Here is a 14,368-nt window from a genome sequence, read left to right as displayed (position 1 = left end):
CCGGGTGGGTTTCGCCTTCGGCGGGGGGGTGCTGGCTGTGGGGTGTGTTGTCGGGCTGGTGGTTCGGCGGTTGGTCGGGTCATGGGGCTGTGGTGCTGGGTCCCTGGGCCGTCGGGTCGACACGGGGGCTCGCCCGCGACGGCCGCCTCCGGGGCCGAAAGGGGTGGGTGGGCGGGATCAGAGTTTGCGGAGTCGCACTCTTCTCACCGTGTGCCTTTCCGACTTCTGGAGGACCAGGGTGGCGCGGCCCCGGGTGGGGGCGATATTGGTCAGGAGGTTGGGCTCGTTGATGGTGCGCCAATTGTTCTCCGCGTACTCCATCGCCTCCTTCTCGGGGACCGCCGCGTATTTCGCGAAGTAGGAATCCGGGTCGCGGAATGCGGTGGCGCGCAGCTTCCCGAAGCGGTCCAGATACCAGCGGCGGATGTCGGCCGGGCGCGCGTCGACGTAGACGGAGAAGTCGAAGTAGTCGGCGAGGCCGACGCGTCCGGGCGGCGCGGGCTGGAGGACGTTGAGCCCTTCGAGGATGAGTATGTCCGGGCGGCGCACCGTCAGCCGGGCGCCCGGCACGATGTCGTACGTCAGGTGCGAGTACACGGGCGCCTCGACCTCGGCGCGCCCGGCCTTGACGTCCGCCACGAAACGCGTGAGCGCGCGCCGGTCGTACGACTCGGGGAACCCCTTGCGCAGGCCACGGCGGCGCAGCTCGGCGTTGGGCAGCAGGAAGCCGTCCGTCGTCACCAGCTCGACGCGCGGGTGTTCGGGCCAGCGGGCGAGGAGCGAGCGCAGCAGGCGGGAGACCGTCGACTTGCCGACCGCGACGCTGCCCGCCACGGCGATGACGAACGGCGTCGGCGGCTGCGGTGACCCGCCGAGGAACGTGCTCACCGCGCCGCGCAGCCCTTCCGTGGCGCCGACGTACAGGTTCAGCAGGCGGGAAAGCGGCAGGTAGACCTCCCTGACCTCGGTCAGGTCGATGACGTCGCCGAGGCCGCGCAGCCGTTCCACCTCGGCGGCGGTCAGCGGCAGGGGCGTGCGGGCGCGCAGGGCGCTCCACTCCTCACGGCTGAGATCGACGTACGGGGTGTGCTGCTGGAGCGAGGTTGCCACCCGGACATTCTCGCCGCCCGGCTAGTCTGCCCGCATGTGCGGGATGGTCGGTTACGTGGGGGCGCAGGCGCGGTCCGCCCTCGATGTGGTCCTGGTGGGGCTCGGCCGTCTGGAGCGGCCGGGCCACGACTCGTCGGGGGTGGCGGTGCTCGCGGAGGACGGGGGCATCGCGGCGGCGCGGGCGGCGGGCGGGCTGGCGGCGTTGCACGGGGTGCTGCGGGAGCGGCCGCTCCCGACGGGCGGCAGCGCGATCGGCCACCTGCGGCGGGCGACGCACGGCGCGCCGTCGGAGGGCAACGCGCATCCGCAGCTGGACAACGCCGGGCGCGTGGCCGTCGTGCACGACGGGGAGATCGCCAACCACGCGGCGCTGCGCGCCGAGTTGGCCGCGCGCGGGCACGCGCTGGCCTCGGAGACGGACACCGAGGTGGTGGCGCACCTGCTGGCGGAGCAGTTCTCGTCGTGCGAGGACCTGGGGGAGGCGATGCGGCAGGTGTGCCGTTCGCTCGTGGGGGAGTTCGCGCTGCTCGCGGTGCACGCGGACGAGCCGTTCACGGTGGTGGGGGCGCGGCGCGGGCGGCCGTTGGTGGTGGGGCTCGGGGACGGGGAGTTGTTCGTGGCGTCGGAAGGGGTGGCGTTCGACGGGCTGGCGCGGGACGTGGTGGGGCTCGCGGATGACCAGGTGGTGGTGCTGCGGCGGGACGTGGACGGCGTGGGGTGCGAGATCACCGACGCCGGGGGGAGCGTGGTCACCGCGTGATCGTGGGCGTCGGCATCGATGTCGCGGAGATCGAACGTTTCGGCGCCGCGCTGGAGCGCACGCCGGCGCTCGCCGAGCGGTTGTTCGCGCCGGGGGAGCTGTGGCTGCCCACGGGGGAACGGCGCGGGGTGGCGTCGCTCGCCGCCCGTTTCGCGGCCAAGGAGGCGGTGGCGAAGGCGCTGGGCGCACCGGGCGGGCTGCGCTGGACGGACGCGGAGATCGTGCCCGAGGCGAACGGGCGGCCGCGGCTGGTGGTGCGCGGGAGCGTGGCGGCGCGGGCGGCGGTTCTCGGGGTGGTGACGTGGCACGTGTCGCTGAGCCATGACGCGGGGGTGGCGTCGGCGGTGGTGATCGCCGAGGGATAGCCTGCGGCTCGCTCGGACGCCGGGCCTGCGGCCCGGGTTCCTCGCCTGTCGGCGGGGGGTGGTTGCCGGGCCGTTTCCGTGGGCCTGCGGCCCGGGGGTTTTCGCCTGTCGGCGGGGGGTGGGCTGTGCCGTCGGGCCTGCGGTCTCGGGGTTCCGCCCGCCTGTGCTGGCGCCGGGCCTGCGGCCCGGGGTTTTCGCCCACCCGCCCGCCCTTTTCGCCTTCGGCGGGGGTGGTCGCGGTGGGTGGGTCGGTGCGGGCTCTGCCGCTGGGGCTGCGGCCCGGGTTGTTCGCCTTCGGCGGTGGGGCGTTGTCCCTTCGGGCCTGCGGCCCGCGGTTTTCGGGCGCCCCTCGTGGGGTTCGCCTCCGCCTCCTGCCGGGGCGAGAGGGCGGTGGTGAGCGAACAGGCCCGTCGGCACTGCACCCGCCGGAGGCGGCAAGGGGGGATGGAACGGTCCTGCGCCGTCCATCGGACGGAGGCCCCCGCCTCCGGCGGAGGGATGCGGGTGGGGCACCGGTGCGGCCCCCTCGACGCTGGGCCTCCGGCCCGGACCGTTCCCCGCTCACCCACCCTTTCCACCCCCCGGCAGGGGTGACGGTGGGACCTTCCCGCCTCCGACGGGGGCGGTGAGGCCCGCCTCGGCGTCGCTTCCGCCGGAGGCGGCGCAGGGGGCGCGGCTGGATGGGTAAGAACCGGGCCCGAAGGTCCCACCGCCACCAGAGGCCGGGCGTCGAGACGGCCCGCATCCCCCTGCCGGAGGGCGGCCCCACACCGGTGACCCGCCCTCATCACCCCTCGCCGGAGGCGGGCTTGCCCCGGCCCACCGATCCGCACCACCTCTCGCCGGAGTCGGGAAGGTCCACCGTCAGCCCCGCCGGAGGTGGCACAGGAGCGGGTGGGGTGGGGAACAGCCAGGTCGGAGGCCGGGCGTCGAGACGGCCCGCGTCGGCCCACCGGCCCGCACCACCGCCCCCGCCGGAGCCGCGCCGCCCCCCGCCGGAGGCGGGAAGGCGCCACCGTCAGCCCCCGCCGTAGGCGGAAAGGGCCGGAGGCACTACCCGCACCACTCCCTGCCCGGAGGCGGGAAGGCGCCGTCCGGCGGTGCCACCCCCCGCCGAAGGCGGAAAAGGGTGGGTGGGTGGGGAAAAGAACCCCCGCCGGAGGCGCCATCCGCACCGCCCCCCCGCCGGAGGCGCCACCCGCGCCACCCCCCGGGCCGGAGGCCCGGCGTCCAAGCCAGCCGCAGGCGACCGTTCAGAGGAGCCCCGACCAGACCCTCGGGAGCGCCTCGGCGATCGTCGAGGCCATCGGGGGAGGCGGCGCCTCCTGGCCCGCTCGGCCGTGGAGGTGGGCGCCCGTCGCCGCCGCCTCGCGCGGGCGGAGGCCCGCGGCGACGAGGGCGCCGATCAGGCCCGACAGGACGTCGCCGCTGCCCGCCGTGGCCAGCCAGGGGGTGCCGGTGGTGTTGGCGACGACCGGGCCCGTGGCGTCGGCGACGAGCGTCGTCGACCCCTTGAGCAGCGCGGTCGCGCCGTAGCGCTCGGCCAGCTCGCGCACCGCCGCGAGGCGGCCCGCCTCCACCGACGCGCGGTCGCGGCCGAGCAGCCGCGCCGCCTCGCCCGCGTGCGGGGTGAGGACGGTGGGGGCCGAACGTGCCCGCACCTGTTCGATGTCGAGCCGCGCCAGGCCGTCCGCGTCCACCAGCACGGGCACGTCGGAGTCGAGCACCTCGGCCACCGTTCGCTCGGGGCCGGGACCCGTGCCGAGGCCAGGGCCGACCACCCACGCCTGGACGCGCCCTGCCCGGTGCGGCGGTCCGGCGGAGACCAGCGTCTCGGGGTAGCGGCTGATCACCGCGTCGGCCGCCGGGCCGACGTAGCGCACCGCGCCCGCGCCGCCGCGCAGCGCGCCGCCGACCGCGAGCACGGCCGCGCCGGGGTAGCGCTCGGAGCCCGCCACCACGCCGACGACGCCGCGCCGGTACTTGTCGGTCTCGGTCGCGGGGCGCGGCAGCAGCGCGGCCACGTCGGCGTCGTCGAAGGCGGCGACATCGGGCTCGGGCGGCAGCTCGGGGCCGAGGCCGATGTCCACGAGCCGCACCTTCCCCGCGTACTCGCGCGCGGGGTCGATCAGCAGGCCCGGCTTCAACGCGCCGAACGTCACGGTCAGCGCCGCCCGCACGGCGGCGCCGTGCACCTCGCCGGTGTCCGCGTCCACGCCGCTGGGCAGGTCGACGGCGACGACGGGCACGGCGCGTTCGGCCGCGGCGGCCGCCAGCTCCTGCGCCGCGGGGCGCAGCCCGCCGCGCCCGCCGATGCCGGTGATGCCGTCCACGACCAACGCGGCGCGCGCGATCAGCTCCCGCGCCCCCTCGGGGGGCGCGACCCGCCCCCCGGCGGCGCGCAACGCCGCGAGACCGCCGGGGTGCGCGCGCTCCGGCGAGAGCAGCACCGCCGTCACCGCCACCCCGCGCCGCGCGAGCCGGGCGCCCGCGTACAGCGCGTCACCGCCGTTGTCCCCGCTGCCCGCGAGCACCACCACGCGCGCCCCCCGCGTGCGCGGCCTCAGCAGCCCGGCGCACGCGGCGGCGAGACCCGCGGCGGCCCTGGTCATCAGCGTGCCCTCGGGCAGCCGCGCCATCAGCGCGCGCTCGGCGGCCCGGACGGTCTCCACACGGTAAGCAGTCCTCATGGACCCAGTCTGGCCCGTGCGTCAGCGCACTTCCTGCGACACTGGTGGGTAATGAACGATCACCGCCCGGCCGAAAGCTGGCGTCTTCGCGCCGATATCGATCTGGACGCGCTGCGCTCGAACGTACGCGCGCTGCGTGAACGTGCCAGCGGTCACGCGCAGTTGATGGCCGTCGTCAAGGCCGACGGCTACGGTCACGGGATGCTCGCCGCCGCCCGCGCCGCGCGCGAGGCCGGGGCGGCGTGGCTCGGCACCGCGACGCCCGACGAGGCGCTCGCGCTGCGCGCGGCGGGCGACACCGGGCGCGTTCTCTGCTGGCTGTGGACCCCGGGCGGCCCGTGGCGGCGCGCGATCGAGGCGGATGTCGACGTCTCGGTGAGCGGCCGTTGGGCGCTGGACGAGCTGGTCGCCGCCGCCCGCGCCACCGGCCGCACCGCGCGCGTCCACCTCAAGGCCGACACGGGCCTCGGGCGCAACGGCTGCCAGCCCGCCGACTGGCAGGACCTGGTGTCGGCCGCGCGCGCCGCCGAGGCCGATGGCGCCGTCCGGGTGACGGGCCTGTGGTCGCACTTCGCGTGCGCCGACGAGCCTGGGCACCCGTCGATCGCCCGCCAGCAGGCCGCGTTCGCCGAGGCGCTCGCCACGGCAGCGCGCGCCGGGCTCGACCCCGAGGTGCGGCACTTCGCCAACTCGCCCGCCACGCTGACCCTTCCCGCGTCGCACTACGACCTGGTCCGCCCGGGGCTCGCGGTCTACGGCCTCTCGCCGTCGCCCGAGATCGGCGCCCCCGCGGACTTCGGGCTGCGGCCCGTGATGACGTTGCGCGCCTGGCTGGCCTCGGTCAAACGCGTCCCAGGGGGCCATGGCGTGAGCTACGGCCACCGCTATGCCACGCCGGGCGAGACGACCCTCGCGCTCGTCCCCGCCGGATACGCCGACGGCGTCCCGCGCCACGCGTCCGGCAGCGGGCCCGTGCTGGTCGCGGGCAAGTGGCGGACGGTGGCGGGGCGGGTGGCGATGGACCAGTTCGTGGTGGACCTGGGCGGCGACTCGGCGGCGGTGGGCGACGAGGCGGTGCTGTTCGGGCCCGGCGACGACGGCGAGCCGACCGTCGAGGACTGGGCGCGGGCCACCGGCACGATCGGCTACGAGATCGTCACCCGCATCGGGCCGCGCGTCCCCCGCGTCCTGCTCGGCGAACGCCCCGGGGCGGTCGCGTCATGAGCTGGGCCAGGCGCCTCGGGATAGCGGGGGCGGCGATCGGCACGGTGGCCGCCACCGTCGCCGTCGACCGGCTGACCGTGAACCGCTCGCTGCGCCGCCAGGCCCAGCTCGCCCTCGACGCCGCCGGCCCCTATGGAACGCTGCGCGGCACCCCTGGCACGGTCGCGGCGGAGGACGGCACCGAGCTGTACTACGAGATCGACGAGGTCGGCGCGTTCGCCAGGCCCGCGGACGACCGCGCGGGCGGCCCGGTCGCCGAGCCGGTCGTCCCGCCCCCGCCGCCCGAGGGCTACCGGGGCAGGGTGCCGCGCGGCAGGCTGGGGCGGCTGCTGCGCCGCCGCGGGCGGGGCGCGCCGCCGCCCACCGTGGTGTTCTGCCACGGGTACTGCCTCAACCAGGACGTGTGGCACTTCCAACGCGCCGCCCTGCGCGGGCTGGTGCGCGCCGTGTACTGGGACCAGCGCAGCCACGGCCGCTCCGAGCGGGGCCGCGGCCGGGTCGTCGCCGATGTCACCGAGCCCGTGGACATCGACCTGCTCGGGCGTGACCTCAAGGCGGTGCTCGACGCCGTGGCGCCCGAGGGGCCCGTGGTGCTGGTCGGGCACTCGATGGGCGGCATGACGATCATGGCGCTGGCCGAGCAGTTCCCCGACTATGTCGCGCGGCGGGTGGCGGGCGTCGCGTTCGTGGCCACATCGGCAGGGAACCTCGCCGATGTCACCTACGGCTTCCCCGCCGCCGCCGTCCGCGTCGCGCGCCGCGTGGTGCCGGGGGTGCTGCGGGTGCTCGGCTCGCAGCCCGCGCTGGTGGACCGGGCGCTGCGCGCGTCGGGCGAGCTGTACTCGGGCCTGGTGCGGCGTTACTCCTTCGGGGCGCCCGACGCTGTGGACCCCGGGGTCGCGCGCTTCGCGGAGCGGCTGATCGCCTCGGTGCCGGTGGACGTGGTCGCGGAGTTCTACCCGGCGTTCGGCTGGCACGACAAGGAGCAGGCGCTCTCGGTGTTCAACGGCCTCGCCGCCGACCTGCCCGTGCTGGTCCTGGGCGGCGAACGGGACGAGGTGACCCCCGCGTCGCACAGCGAGCACATCGCCGCGATGCTGCCGAGGGCCGAGCTCGTCGTGTTGCCTGACGCGGGCCACCTGCTGCTGCTCGAGCGGCCACGGGAGGCCAACGAGCAGCTGGCGCGGCTGCTCGCGCGTAGCATCCGGTTCCATGAGCCAGCTGTCTGAGCCGTCGCCGCCCGGGTCCTCGCCTTCGCCCGCCGCGCCGCCCGTGTCGTTCACCGTGACCGGCGAGGAGCGCATGCGGGAGACCGGGCGCCGGTTGGCCGCGCTGCTGCGCGCCGGGGACCTGGTGCTGCTGACCGGGCCGCTCGGCGCGGGTAAGACGACGCTGACCCGGGGCATCGGCGAGGGACTCGGGGTGCGGGGCGCGGTGACGTCGCCGACGTTCGTGATCGCGCGCGTCCACCCGCCGCTCGGCGACGGGCCGCCGCTGGTGCACGTGGACGCCTACCGGCTGGGCGGTGGCCTTGACGAGATGGAGGACCTGGACCTCGATGTGGCGCTGCCCGACTCGGTGGTGGCGGTGGAGTGGGGCGAGGGCCGGGTCGAGGAGCTGTCGGACGAGCGGCTGCACGTGGTGATCGACCGCGAGAACGGCGCAGCGGGGAACGGCACCGGGGGGAACGACGCGGCGGGCGACGGCGAGCCCGAGTCGCGGCGCGTGACGCTCATGGGCGTGGGGGCGCGTTGGCGCGGGGTTCCGCTGGGGGACCTGGCGCGTTAGCCGGTGCTCCGGCGGGCCGTCAGGCCACGACCACGACGGTGACGCCCGCCGTCGCGAACAGCCACATCGCGTCGCCGTCCTCGCGCGTCTGCCGGATCGCGCCGGTCCCCTGGTCCGACTCGGGGTCGGGCGTCGAGCCGTCGAGGGCGGCGGAGAAGCCGTGGACCGTTCCCTCGGCGGTGGTGTGGAAGATGACGGTGTGCTCGATGGCCACCCCGTCGGAGCCGGTGCCCTGCGCGTTCCGCGAGGTGACGGCGTACGCGCCGGGCGCCGGGTCGATGCCGCCGGGGAAGACCCGGTAGGTGCCCTGCACGATCTCCTCGGAGCCGCCCGCGCTCGTCTCCACGAGCCACACGCGCTGCTGGCCGACCGAGTAGACGACCCGGCGCCCCTCGCCCGACTCGGCGGGAACGGGCGGCGGCCCCTCGTCGCCCTCCCCCTCGCTCCCGCCCTCCGCGCCCCCCGCGCCGTCCTCGGGCGACGCCGAGGGGGAGGGCTGGGCGCCGGCCGCCGCGGGGCTGTCGTCGGACGCGGAGGCCTGGTAGGCGAAGAAGGCGACGACGGCGAGGGCGCCCACGGTCAGCATGGTGACGAAGACACCGGAGCCGGAGCCTGAGGTATGGCGCGCCACGGTTTCGCTGCCGCCCTTCTGCGAGTCTGCGGGTCCACGGGAGCCGGGAGGGGAACGCGTCGGATCGGAGCGACGCTACCAGGCACGGGCCCGCCGTTCGGGGAGCCGTAGGCTTGCCGCGTGCTCTTGCTCGCTCTTGACACCGCGACGCCCGCGGTCACCGTGGCCCTGTACGAGGCCGGGCGCGACGGGGGCGCGGCGCTCGCCGCCTCCGACGAGATCGACGCCCGCCGCCATGGCGAGCTGCTGCTGCCCGCCGTCGACCGGGTCCTCTCCGATGCGGGGCGCGGCCTCGGCGAGGTGACGGGCCTCGTCGTCGGAACGGGCCCAGGACCCTACACCGGGCTGCGCGTGGGCCTGGTCACGGCGGAGGCGCTCGGCGCGGCCCGTTCGATCCCGGTGCACGGCGTGGGAACGCTGGACGCGCTCGCGTATGCGACGGGCCTCGACGAGCCGTTCGTCGTCGCGACCGACGCCCGGCGCAAGGAGGTGTACTGGGCGCGTTACGCCGACGCCCGCACGCGGGTGGCAGGGCCCGCGGTGGACCGCCCGGCGGAGATCGCGGGCGAGGTGGCGGGGCTGCCCGCGGCGGGCGCGGGCGCGCGGCTGTATCCCGAGGCGTTCACGGGCGTGCGGGAGGACCTTCCGGCGCATGTGTCGGCGGTCGCGCTGGGGGCGCTCGCGGCGGAACGCCTGTCCGCAGGGGAGCCGCTGCCCGGCGCGCGCCCCCAGTATCTGCGCCGCCCTGACGCGCGCGTGCCCACCGGCTACAAGGCGGTGACCCGGACATGACGACGGGGGACGCGGTGACCGGAAGGGACGGCGTCGCGCTGCGCGAGATGCGCTGGTGGGACATGGCAGGGGTGCTCGCCCTCGAGGCCGAGCTGTTCCCGCGCGACGCGTGGTCCGAGGCCATGTACTGGGCCGAGTTGGCGGGGGCGCGCGGCCCGGGGCGCACGCGCCACTACGTGGTGGCCGAGGCGCCCGACGGAACGCTCGCCGGGTACGGCGGGCTCTCGGTGGCGGGCGCGTCGGGCGAGGTCATGACGATCGGCGTCACGGGCGCCCGGCAGGGCCGCGGCCTCGGCGCCCTGGTTCTGGCCGAACTGCTCGCCGCGGCCGAGGAGTTCGCCTGCGACGAGGTGCTGCTCGAGGTCCGCGTGGACAACGCGCCCGCGCAACGCCTCTACCAGCGCTTCGGCTTCGTCCGCATCGGCGTGCGCCGCGGGTACTACCAGCCGGGCAACCACGACGCGCTGGTGATGCGCCGCGCGCTCGACGACCGTTCCGACGGCGCCGCGCCCGGGAACGACGACGGAGAGACGAAGGACGATGGCTGACGAACCGCTCGTGCTCGGCATCGAGACCTCGTGCGACGAGACCGGCGTGGGCGTGGTCCGCGGCCACACGCTGCTGGCCGACGCGGTCGCGTCGAGCGTGGACGACCACGCGCGCTTCGGCGGGGTGGTCCCCGAGATCGCCAGCAGGGCGCACCTGGAGGCGATGGTCCCCACGATCGAACGCGCCCTGGCGCACGCGGGCGTGGCGGCGACCGACCTGGACGCGATCGCCGTGACGGCGGGGCCAGGGCTCGCGGGCGCGCTGCTCGTGGGCGTCTCGGCGGCCAAGGCGTACGCGTACGCGTTGGGCAAGCCGCTGTACGGCGTCAACCACCTGGCCTCGCACATCTGCGTCGACCAGCTCGAACACGGCCCGCTGCCCGAGCCGACGATGGCGCTGCTGGTCTCGGGCGGGCACTCGTCGCTGCTGCTCGCCCCCGACATCACGTCGGACATCAGGCCGCTGGGCGCGACGATCGACGACGCGGCGGGCGAGGCGTTCGACAAGGTGGCGCGCGTGCTGGGGCTCGGGTTCCCGGGGGGACCCGCGATCGACCGGCTGGCGCGGGAGGGCGACGCGGGGGCGATCCGTTTCCCGCGCGGCCTCACGGGGCCGCGGGACGCGCCGTACGACTTCTCGTTCTCCGGCCTGAAGACGGCCGTGGCGCGCTGGGTCGAGACGCGGCGGAACGCGGGCGATGACGTGCCGGTCGCCGATGTGGCGGCGTCGTTCCAGGAGGCGGTCACGGACGTGCTGACGCGCAAGGCGATCCGCGCGTGCCGCGACGAGGGCGTGGACCACCTGATGATCGGCGGCGGCGTGGCCGCGAACTCGCGGCTGCGCGCCATGGCGGAGGAGCGCTGCGCGGCGGCGGGCCTGACCCTGCGGGTGCCGCGCCCCGGGCTGTGCACGGACAACGGCGCGATGGTGGCGGCGCTCGGCGCGGAAATGGTCACGCGCGGGCGCGCGCCCTCGGCGCTCGACCTGCCCGCGGACTCCTCGCTCCCCGTGACCCGCACGCATGTCGCGGCGGCGCACTGATGGCGACGGTGGCGCTGATGTGGGAGGCGCGTGCGGCGCAGGGCCGGGGCGCGGAGCTGCTCGCGTGGGCGCGGGCGCGCGAGCTGAGCCCCGTGCCGGCGCGCAGGGAGGCGTTCACGGCGCCTGGAGAGCGGGTGCTGGTGATCACCTGGTGGGAGAACGCGGCGCTGTCCGCCGACCTCCCCGAGCTGCCGCCCCCGCCGGACGAGCTGCTGGCCAGGCCCGTGCACCGCTGGCGTTTCGAACGCGTGGATGACAGGCCGCGCGCGGCCTGACCCCGCGGTGGCGAGGGCCGCGCGCCCCTGGCGGTCCGGCGGCTGCGGGCGTTGCACGTGGGCGGGCACGCTCAACGGCGTCTTCGTCGCCGAGGCCGAGCCGCCGCGCCCGGTCACCGAGATCCGGCCGCTGGCGTCGCACACGGGGCGTGTGTTCCGGGTGGGCGAGGGGTTGGACGTGAACCCGGTGGTCTCGCCCCGGAGCCGGACGCGGAGCGGTGACCGGGCGAACCCCGGCCGTTCGCCGTTGGAGCGCGGCGGTGGCGGCCACGGGCCGCCGGTGCCGCCGAGTGCGGGTGGGTGGGGCCGTTCCTGCTGGAGGGCGGTCCCGCCCAGGGGGCGAACTCCCGGGCGGAGGGCCGGAAGGCCGGACGGCCCGGGCCCGGAGGAAGGGCGGGTGGGTGGGGTGAATTCTCGCCGGAGGCGGGGTGCCGTCAGGTGTCCGGTCGGAGACCGGGTGGCCGGGCCGGTTCCCGAGCCCATCCCCCGGCCGGGAGGCCGGACGGCCCCGCCCCCCGGGGCGAACTCCTCGCCGTGGGCGGCGCGGGTGGGGCCGGGTCCGGCGGAAGTCAGGGCGGCAGCAGCCCGGGCCCGGAACAAGGGCGGGCGGGTGGGAAACCTCAGTGGCGCCGCCCCAAAAGCATCGTCGGCACCTTCCCCACCCGCGTCAGGAAGACCGTCGCCGCGCCGGGCCCCCTCGGCTTGAGCTGCCGCAGCAGCTCCTCAGGCGTCACCGCGAAGCCCCGCTTCTTCACCGTCACCCGGCCCACCCCGCGCTCGCGCAGCAGCGCCCGCAGCCGTTTCACGCCGAACGGCAGGACGTCCGTGATCTCGTAGCCCGTCGCGAACGGCGTGGTGCGCGGCTCGTCTGTCGTGAGGTACGCGATCGACGGGTCGAGGAGGCGGCCGCCGATGCGCTCCGCCACGTCGGCGATCAGATGCGCGCGGATCACCGCGCCGTCCGGCTCGTACAGGTGACGGCCCACCGGGCCCACCGGCGCGGGCCGCGCCGGGCCCGCCACCGTGTCGCCGCCCGGCAGCAGCGTCGCCCGGCGCGGCGCCGCCCCGGCGTCGCCCGTGCCGAACCACAGCACCGCCTCCTTCACCTCGCCCCGGTGCGAGACCCACTCCGCCTCGGACGCCGCCGGGGGGATCGCCTCGTCCGGTACGCCGGGGGCGACCTTCAGCGCCGCGTAGGGAACGCGCCCCGCCGCCTCGACGGCCCATGACAGCGGCGGCGAGTACGCCTCGGGGGCGAAGACGCGGCCTCCGGTGACCCGGCGCCGCGCGGGGTCGACGAACACCGCGTCGCAGCCCGCGACTTCGGTGTCCTCCACGGCCGCGCGGCGCACCGTCACGAGGTCGGCCAGGCCGAGCGCGGCGGCGTTCGCCTCGGCGACCGCGCACGCCAGCGGCGAGCGGTCCACCGCCAGCACCGAGATGCCCGCCCTGGCCAGGGCGATCGCGTCGCCGCCGATGCCGCAGCACAGGTCGGCCACCCGCCGTACCCCGAGCTCGGCGAAACGGCGGGCGCGCCACGCGGCGACGGGGGCGCGCGTGGCCTGTTCCACGCCGTCGGGCGTGAAGAACATCCGCTCCGCGTCCGCCCCGAACTTCGCCGCCGCGCGCTGCCGCAGCCGGGCCTGGGCGAGGGCGGCGCTCACCAGCTCGGGCGGGTGATCGCGGCGCAGCCTGGTCGCCGCGGCCAGCTCGCGGTCGGGCGTGATGTCGCGCAGCTCGGTCATGAGCCGTTCGCCCCGCTCGCTCAGCAGGGCTTCGAAGGCGTCGGGATCGGTGTCGGGATCGGGTGCGGCCACCCGAGTCATTCTCCCCGCGGGTCCGGAACGGCGTGCGCGGGTGCGGGGGTCATGGGTGGCACCATCCCGAGCCATGAGGATTATCGGACAAGTAGGACAAATTGGGGAGCGACTGGGGGAACACGTTCCACGCCGGGCGCGGCGCTGCGGCGCGCTCTCGGGTGCGGCGTTACTCGCCCTGATCTGCTCGGGCGCCGGGCTGCCTCCCTTCCTGCTGCCCGACGAGGGCGGGCGCGACGACGGCTGGCCCACCACCGTGGACGCCAACGCCCCGCCTTCGCTGGGGCGTCCCGAGCGCGCCTTCGTCTCGGTCAAGGAGTACGCCGAGCGGCTCGAACGCGCCGAAACGCGCCGTGCCGTCGCCGCCAAGCGCTGGGGACTGCGCCGCGCGCCCCTGCACGCGCCCGCCCCGCCCGAGCGCAAGCCGAAGCTCACCGCCGAGCCGGGCCATGTGAAGGGCGCCGGGCTGCCGCCGGTCATCGTCCAGGTCCCCACGGACGAGAAGGTCGTCTTCCTCACCATCGACGACGGCGCCGAGAAGGACCCCGACCTCCTGGCGATGCTGCGCCAGCTCGACGTGCCCTACAGCGGCTTCCTGACCGACGAGGTGGCCCGCGAGGACTACGGCTACTTCAGGAAGGCCGTCCGCGACGGCGCGGGCATGCACAACCACTCCGTCAACCACCCCGAGATGACCCGGCTCTCCTACGCCGAGCAGCGCAAGGAGATCTGCCGCCAGCAGGACACGCTGGAGAAGGAGCTGGGCGAGCGCCCCCCCTTCTTCCGCCCGCCCTACGGCGCCTACGACCGCGACACGCTCCGCGCCGCCGCCTCGTGCGGGGTCGAGGTGGTGCCGCTGTGGGCGCAGGAGGCGTTCCCCGACCGGATCGACTGGGGCAGGGACGACAGGAAGTTCCACCCGGGCGACATCATCCTGACCCACTTCAGGGGCGAGGCCGAGTGGTCGGGCAGCATGACCGACATGGTCCGCCGGGTGATCGACACCGTCACGGAGCAGGGCTTCGCCCTCGCGCGCCTGGAGGACTACATCTGAGGAATCCGAGACCGCACACGAGGACCGCACACAGCGACCGCGTCCGAGGCCGTCCACGCGCCCCGCGACGCGCCGGGGCGCACCGGCCGCGAACGCGCCCCACCGCGCCCAACACCCCCTGCTCAGGCGCGTTTCCGCCGGCGCGCACGCCCCCGAAGGGCGGCGCCCGCCCTGTCACTTGGCACTCTAGTTGACTGAGTGCTAACCGACGCATAGTCTCGACGTTGGCACTCTCACTGGATGAGTGCCAGATACGTGCGACAGGCTGGATC

Annotated in this window: 14 protein-coding genes and 1 pseudogene; 10 read left to right on the top strand and 5 right to left on the bottom strand. The window is 76.0% G+C overall.

Translation table 11 applies throughout. The features are described 5' to 3' along the window. Nucleotides 1-177 precede the first annotated feature (177 nt). Nucleotides 178-1,110, bottom strand: a complete 933-nt coding sequence (gene coaA / locus D7318_RS18225; RefSeq protein ID WP_120698190.1) for a type I pantothenate kinase — start codon at nucleotides 1,108-1,110, stop codon at nucleotides 178-180. A 34-nt stretch (nucleotides 1,111-1,144) separates the two neighbouring features. Here coaA and D7318_RS18220 point away from each other — a divergent pair. Further along, nucleotides 1,145-1,855 (top strand): annotated as a pseudogene (locus D7318_RS18220) (glutamine--fructose-6-phosphate transaminase (isomerizing)); the annotation flags it as partial. 11 nt (nucleotides 1,856-1,866) lie between these two features. Then, nucleotides 1,867-2,235, top strand: coding sequence for a holo-ACP synthase (locus D7318_RS18215; RefSeq protein ID WP_120698188.1), 369 nt, complete (start codon nucleotides 1,867-1,869; stop codon nucleotides 2,233-2,235). Between the two features lie 1,253 nt (nucleotides 2,236-3,488). Here the strand turns inward: D7318_RS18215 and D7318_RS18210 are convergent. Both D7318_RS18210 and D7318_RS34605 read right to left on the bottom strand, forming a co-directional pair. Beyond that, entirely contained in the window at nucleotides 3,489-4,925 is a 1,437-nt protein-coding gene (locus D7318_RS18210; protein WP_120698187.1) for an NAD(P)H-hydrate dehydratase, read from the bottom strand. Nucleotides 4,926-4,946: 21 nt separating this feature from the next. Beyond that, nucleotides 4,947-5,081 (bottom strand): hypothetical protein, encoded by a 135-nt coding sequence (locus D7318_RS34605; protein WP_268987351.1) that lies wholly within the window; start codon nucleotides 5,079-5,081, stop codon nucleotides 4,947-4,949. Between D7318_RS34605 and alr the strand changes: the two genes are divergently transcribed. From alr to tsaE, 3 genes are read left to right on the top strand one after another with little or no spacing between them, the layout of a single operon-like run. Beyond that, nucleotides 5,022-6,149: an alanine racemase gene (gene alr / locus D7318_RS18205; protein ID WP_230423872.1), complete on the top strand. Its 1,128-nt coding sequence runs from the start codon at nucleotides 5,022-5,024 to the stop codon at nucleotides 6,147-6,149. The genes D7318_RS34605 and alr overlap by 60 nt on opposite strands. After that, nucleotides 6,146-7,378: an alpha/beta fold hydrolase gene (locus D7318_RS18200; RefSeq protein WP_120698185.1), complete on the top strand. Its 1,233-nt coding sequence runs from the start codon at nucleotides 6,146-6,148 to the stop codon at nucleotides 7,376-7,378. The genes alr and D7318_RS18200 overlap by 4 nt, the downstream gene beginning before the upstream one ends. Beyond that, a complete protein-coding gene (gene tsaE / locus D7318_RS18195) occupies nucleotides 7,362-7,937 on the top strand; it encodes a tRNA (adenosine(37)-N6)-threonylcarbamoyltransferase complex ATPase subunit type 1 TsaE (protein WP_120698184.1) in 576 nt (191 codons plus the stop codon). Before D7318_RS18200 ends, tsaE begins: the two co-directional genes overlap by 17 nt. Nucleotides 7,938-7,956: 19 nt before the next feature. On the opposite strand, the gene D7318_RS18190 is transcribed toward tsaE, so the two are convergent. Further along, nucleotides 7,957-8,523: a hypothetical protein gene (locus D7318_RS18190; RefSeq protein ID WP_120698278.1), complete on the bottom strand. Its 567-nt coding sequence runs from the start codon at nucleotides 8,521-8,523 to the stop codon at nucleotides 7,957-7,959. 165 nt (nucleotides 8,524-8,688) lie between these two features. Here D7318_RS18190 and tsaB point away from each other — a divergent pair, with 165 nt between their 5' ends. The 4 genes from tsaB to D7318_RS18170 are packed head-to-tail and all read left to right on the top strand — an operon-like array spanning nucleotide 8,689 to nucleotide 11,225. Further along, nucleotides 8,689-9,360: a tRNA (adenosine(37)-N6)-threonylcarbamoyltransferase complex dimerization subunit type 1 TsaB gene (gene tsaB, locus D7318_RS18185; protein WP_120698183.1), complete on the top strand. Its 672-nt coding sequence runs from the start codon at nucleotides 8,689-8,691 to the stop codon at nucleotides 9,358-9,360. Next, nucleotides 9,357-9,908 (top strand): ribosomal protein S18-alanine N-acetyltransferase, encoded by a 552-nt coding sequence (gene rimI / locus D7318_RS18180; protein ID WP_120698182.1) that lies wholly within the window; start codon nucleotides 9,357-9,359, stop codon nucleotides 9,906-9,908. Before tsaB ends, rimI begins: the two co-directional genes overlap by 4 nt. Further along, a complete protein-coding gene (gene tsaD, locus D7318_RS18175; protein WP_120698181.1) occupies nucleotides 9,901-10,950 on the top strand; it encodes a tRNA (adenosine(37)-N6)-threonylcarbamoyltransferase complex transferase subunit TsaD in 1,050 nt (349 codons plus the stop codon). The genes rimI and tsaD overlap by 8 nt, the downstream gene beginning before the upstream one ends. After that, nucleotides 10,950-11,225, top strand: coding sequence for a hypothetical protein (locus tag D7318_RS18170; RefSeq protein WP_120698180.1), 276 nt, complete (start codon nucleotides 10,950-10,952; stop codon nucleotides 11,223-11,225). Before tsaD ends, D7318_RS18170 begins: the two co-directional genes overlap by 1 nt. Before the next feature lie 620 nt (nucleotides 11,226-11,845). Here D7318_RS18170 and D7318_RS18165 read toward each other — a convergent pair. Continuing rightward, entirely contained in the window at nucleotides 11,846-13,051 is a 1,206-nt protein-coding gene (locus D7318_RS18165) for a class I SAM-dependent methyltransferase (RefSeq protein WP_120698179.1), read from the bottom strand. Between the two features lie 64 nt (nucleotides 13,052-13,115). Between D7318_RS18165 and D7318_RS18160 the strand changes: the two genes are divergently transcribed. Continuing rightward, nucleotides 13,116-14,096, top strand: a complete 981-nt coding sequence (locus tag D7318_RS18160; protein ID WP_120698178.1) for a polysaccharide deacetylase family protein — start codon at nucleotides 13,116-13,118, stop codon at nucleotides 14,094-14,096. Nucleotides 14,097-14,368: the final 272 nt, after the last annotated feature.

The organism is Streptomyces radicis (assembly GCF_003626575.1).
GTDB classification, from domain to species: domain Bacteria; phylum Actinomycetota; class Actinomycetes; order Streptomycetales; family Streptomycetaceae; genus Streptomyces; species Streptomyces radicis.
This window is presented reverse-complemented; position numbering and strand designations above follow the sequence as displayed.

What these genes read in the sequence shown, in the direction of transcription:
- D7318_RS18170 (WP_120698180.1), top strand. Translation starts at nt 10,950, where the DNA reads ATGGCGACGGTGGCGCTGATGTGGGAGGCGCGTGCGGCGCAGGGCCGG.
- D7318_RS18165 (WP_120698179.1), bottom strand. Translation starts at nt 13,051, where the DNA reads ATGACTCGGGTGGCCGCACCCGATCCCGACACCGATCCCGACGCCTTC.
- tsaD (WP_120698181.1), top strand. Translation starts at nt 9,901, where the DNA reads ATGGCTGACGAACCGCTCGTGCTCGGCATCGAGACCTCGTGCGACGAG.
- D7318_RS18160 (WP_120698178.1), top strand. Translation starts at nt 13,116, where the DNA reads ATGAGGATTATCGGACAAGTAGGACAAATTGGGGAGCGACTGGGGGAA.
- D7318_RS18200 (WP_120698185.1), top strand. Translation starts at nt 6,146, where the DNA reads ATGAGCTGGGCCAGGCGCCTCGGGATAGCGGGGGCGGCGATCGGCACG.
- tsaE (WP_120698184.1), top strand. Translation starts at nt 7,362, where the DNA reads ATGAGCCAGCTGTCTGAGCCGTCGCCGCCCGGGTCCTCGCCTTCGCCC.
- rimI (WP_120698182.1), top strand. Translation starts at nt 9,357, where the DNA reads ATGACGACGGGGGACGCGGTGACCGGAAGGGACGGCGTCGCGCTGCGC.
- D7318_RS18190 (WP_120698278.1), bottom strand. Translation starts at nt 8,523, where the DNA reads ATGCTGACCGTGGGCGCCCTCGCCGTCGTCGCCTTCTTCGCCTACCAG.
- D7318_RS18210 (WP_120698187.1), bottom strand. Translation starts at nt 4,925, where the DNA reads ATGAGGACTGCTTACCGTGTGGAGACCGTCCGGGCCGCCGAGCGCGCG.